Annotated in this window: 3 protein-coding genes and 1 pseudogene; 1 reads left to right on the top strand and 3 read right to left on the bottom strand. The window is 68.8% G+C overall.

Annotated elements, in window-relative coordinates; all coding sequences use genetic code 11:
• Together RIF93_RS20085 and RIF93_RS20080 are read right to left on the bottom strand one after the other, a co-directional pair.
• A partial coding sequence (locus tag RIF93_RS20085) for an NAD-dependent epimerase/dehydratase family protein (RefSeq protein WP_309093214.1) occupies positions 1-822 on the bottom strand: 822 nt, incomplete at its 3' end.
• A gap of 70 nt (positions 823-892) precedes the next feature.
• Positions 893-1,762, bottom strand: coding sequence for a UTP--glucose-1-phosphate uridylyltransferase (locus RIF93_RS20080; RefSeq protein ID WP_309093213.1), 870 nt, complete (start codon positions 1,760-1,762; stop codon positions 893-895).
• Positions 1,763-1,944: 182 nt separating this feature from the next.
• Between RIF93_RS20080 and RIF93_RS20075 the strand changes: the two genes are divergently transcribed.
• Positions 1,945-2,220, top strand: a complete 276-nt coding sequence (locus tag RIF93_RS20075) for a hypothetical protein (protein WP_309093212.1) — start codon at positions 1,945-1,947, stop codon at positions 2,218-2,220.
• A gap of 68 nt (positions 2,221-2,288) precedes the next feature.
• Here the strand turns inward: RIF93_RS20075 and RIF93_RS20070 are convergent.
• Positions 2,289-2,526, bottom strand: a pseudogene (locus RIF93_RS20070) (glutamine--fructose-6-phosphate aminotransferase); the annotation flags it as partial.

The following is a 2,526-nucleotide window of genomic DNA, read 5'->3' as shown; positions in this document are numbered from 1 at the left end:
GATGTTGATGAAGGCCCGGGTCTGGCCGCCGGCGCCGTGGACGGTCAGCGGATAGCCTACGGCCGCCTGCATGAGGAACCGGTTCAGCACCGTCCCGTAGTCGCCGTCGTAGTCGAAGCGGTTGATCAGCCGCGGGTCCAGCCGGGTCTCGGCGGTCTGCGTGCCCCAGACGATGCCCTGGTGCAGGTCGGTGATCCGGAGGCCGTCGTTCTTGGCGTAGAACTGGAAGAGCAGGGCGTCCTGGGTCTTGGTCAGGTGGTAGATTGAGCCGGGATTGGCCGGATAGAGGATCTCCTTCGGAACCCAGCCCTCGGCGCTCTCCACCTGGACCGTCAGATAGCCCTCGGGGATGGCGACGCCGGCGGTGCCGTAGCCATAGACGCCCATGGTGCCCAGGTGCGCCAGGTGGATGTCGAGACCGCTCTCGACGATCGCCGCCAGCACGTCGTGGGTGGCGTTGAGGTTGTTGTCGACGGTGTAGCGCTTGTGGCGCGCCGACTTCATCGAATAGGGGGCGGCCCGCTGTTCGGCGAAGTGGACGATCCCATCCGGCCGGAACGCCTTGAGGAGATCGACCAGGGCGTCGAAGTCCCTGCCGACGGTCAGCTCGTGGGCGGCGATGGTGCGGCCCGAGACCTCGTGCCAGGCGGCCAGCCGCGTCTCCAGGCTCTCGATGGGCGTGAGCGATCCTGCGCCCAGCTCCTCGTCGATCCGCCGCCGCGAGCCGTTGTCGACGATCGCGACATCATGGCCGCGCGCCGACAGGTGCAGCGCCGTCGGCCAGCCGCAGAAGCCGTCACCGCCTAGGATCAGTACCCGCATCCCGCTCCCACTCCTGAGAGCCCCCACCGCCGCTACGGCTATCGCACGCAGGGCCGTGGGGGAAGCAGGATCAAAGCAGCTCTTGGATCGCCTTGCGGGCGGCGTCCTTCAGGTCGGGACGCATGAGGGCGAAGGCGACGTTGGCGCGCAACAGCCCGATCTTGTCGCCGCAGTCGTAAGTCGTCCCGTCGTATTCCAGGGCGTGGAAGTCCTGGACCTTCATCAGGTTGGCCATCCCGTCGGTCAGCTGGATCTCGCCACCGGCGCCGCGTTCCTGTGTCTCCAGGATCTCGAAGATCTCAGGCTGCAGGATGTAGCGGCCCGAGATGAACAGGTTCGAGGGTTCGGTCCCGGGCGCCGGTTTCTCGACCATCCCGGTCATGCGGTTCAGCCGGCCCTCCTGCCCCTCCAGGGCGACGATGCCGTACTTGTGGGCCTCGCCCTCGGGCGCAGGCTCGACGACGACGATGTTGCCGCCGGTCTTCTCGTAGGCCGCCACGGCCTGGGCGAGCGCCGGCGGATTGGCCGCCATCAGCATGTCGGGGAGCATGACGGCGAACGGTTCGTCGCCGATCACGTCGCGGGCGCACCACACCGCATGCCCGAGGCCCAGCGGCGCCATCTGGCGCACGAAGCTCATCTGCCCGGGCTGCGGCAGGTCGCGGCGCACGTCCTCCAGGATGGCGGTCTTGCCCTTGGCTTCCAGCGCCTGTTCGATCTCGGGATTGGCGTCGAAGTAGTCTTCGATCGCGCCCTGACCGCGCCCGACGATGAAGACGAAGTGCTCGATCCCCGCGGCCCGCGCCTCCTCGACGATGTAGGACAGGATCGGCCGGTCCACGACGTTGAGCAGGTTCTTGGGGGTCGTCTTCGCCCCGGGCAGCACTCGGGTGCCCAGTCCCGCCACCGGCAGGACGGCCTTACGCACGCGTTTCGTCATTCATCCCCTCCGAAGGCCCCGGACCCGCCCGAAGCTCAGCCTTAGCTCGCGGCTTTGAAACGCCGCAGGCGCGGCTGCGATCCCGGCGCGGGCGCCTCTCCGCCGGTGTGATCACGATTTTGCGATCACGGGAAGTTGTGCAACGCTCCCGATCGGGGATTCACCCCAGGGAGCCAACTAAAATGAAGCTTCGCATTCTGACCGTCGCCGCCGCCGGCGTCATGGCCCTCGGCCTCGCCGCCTGCCAGCAAAAGACCGAAGAAGCTCCGGCCGCTCCGGCCGCCGACGCCGCTGCGACCGCGCCGGCCGCGGACGCTATGGCCACCACGCCGCCCGCTGACGCCATGGCGACGACGCCGCCCGCCGACGGCACGGCCACGACGACGACTCCGCCCGCCGACGGTGCGCCCGGCACGCCGCCGGCCACGACCGGCGAAACGGCTCCGGCCCCGAAATAAGGAATTCCAGCCTCGAAGGGCTGAGTTGCGACGGCCGCCCCTCGGGGCGGCCGTTTTGCTTTGCGCCGCTACTCGACCGTGACCGACTTGGCCAGGTTGCGCGGCTGGTCCACGTCCGCGCCCTTCTGGACCGCGACGTGGTACGCCAGCAGCTGCACCGGCGCCGACAGCACCAGGGGAGCGATCAGCGGGTCGCACCTGGGCGCGGTCACCACCACCCGGGCGCCTTTCGGCGCGTGCTTCTCGCCTTCCGGGTCGGTGATGAAGATCACCTGGCCGCCGCGGGCCATGACCTCCTGCATGTTG

This window comes from Phenylobacterium sp., assembly GCF_031181185.1.
Classification (GTDB): Bacteria; Pseudomonadota; Alphaproteobacteria; order Caulobacterales; family Caulobacteraceae; genus Phenylobacterium.
This window is presented reverse-complemented; position numbering and strand designations above follow the sequence as displayed.

What these genes read in the sequence shown, in the direction of transcription:
- RIF93_RS20080 (WP_309093213.1), bottom strand. Translation starts at nt 1,762, where the DNA reads ATGACGAAACGCGTGCGTAAGGCCGTCCTGCCGGTGGCGGGACTGGGC.
- RIF93_RS20075 (WP_309093212.1), top strand. Translation starts at nt 1,945, where the DNA reads ATGAAGCTTCGCATTCTGACCGTCGCCGCCGCCGGCGTCATGGCCCTC.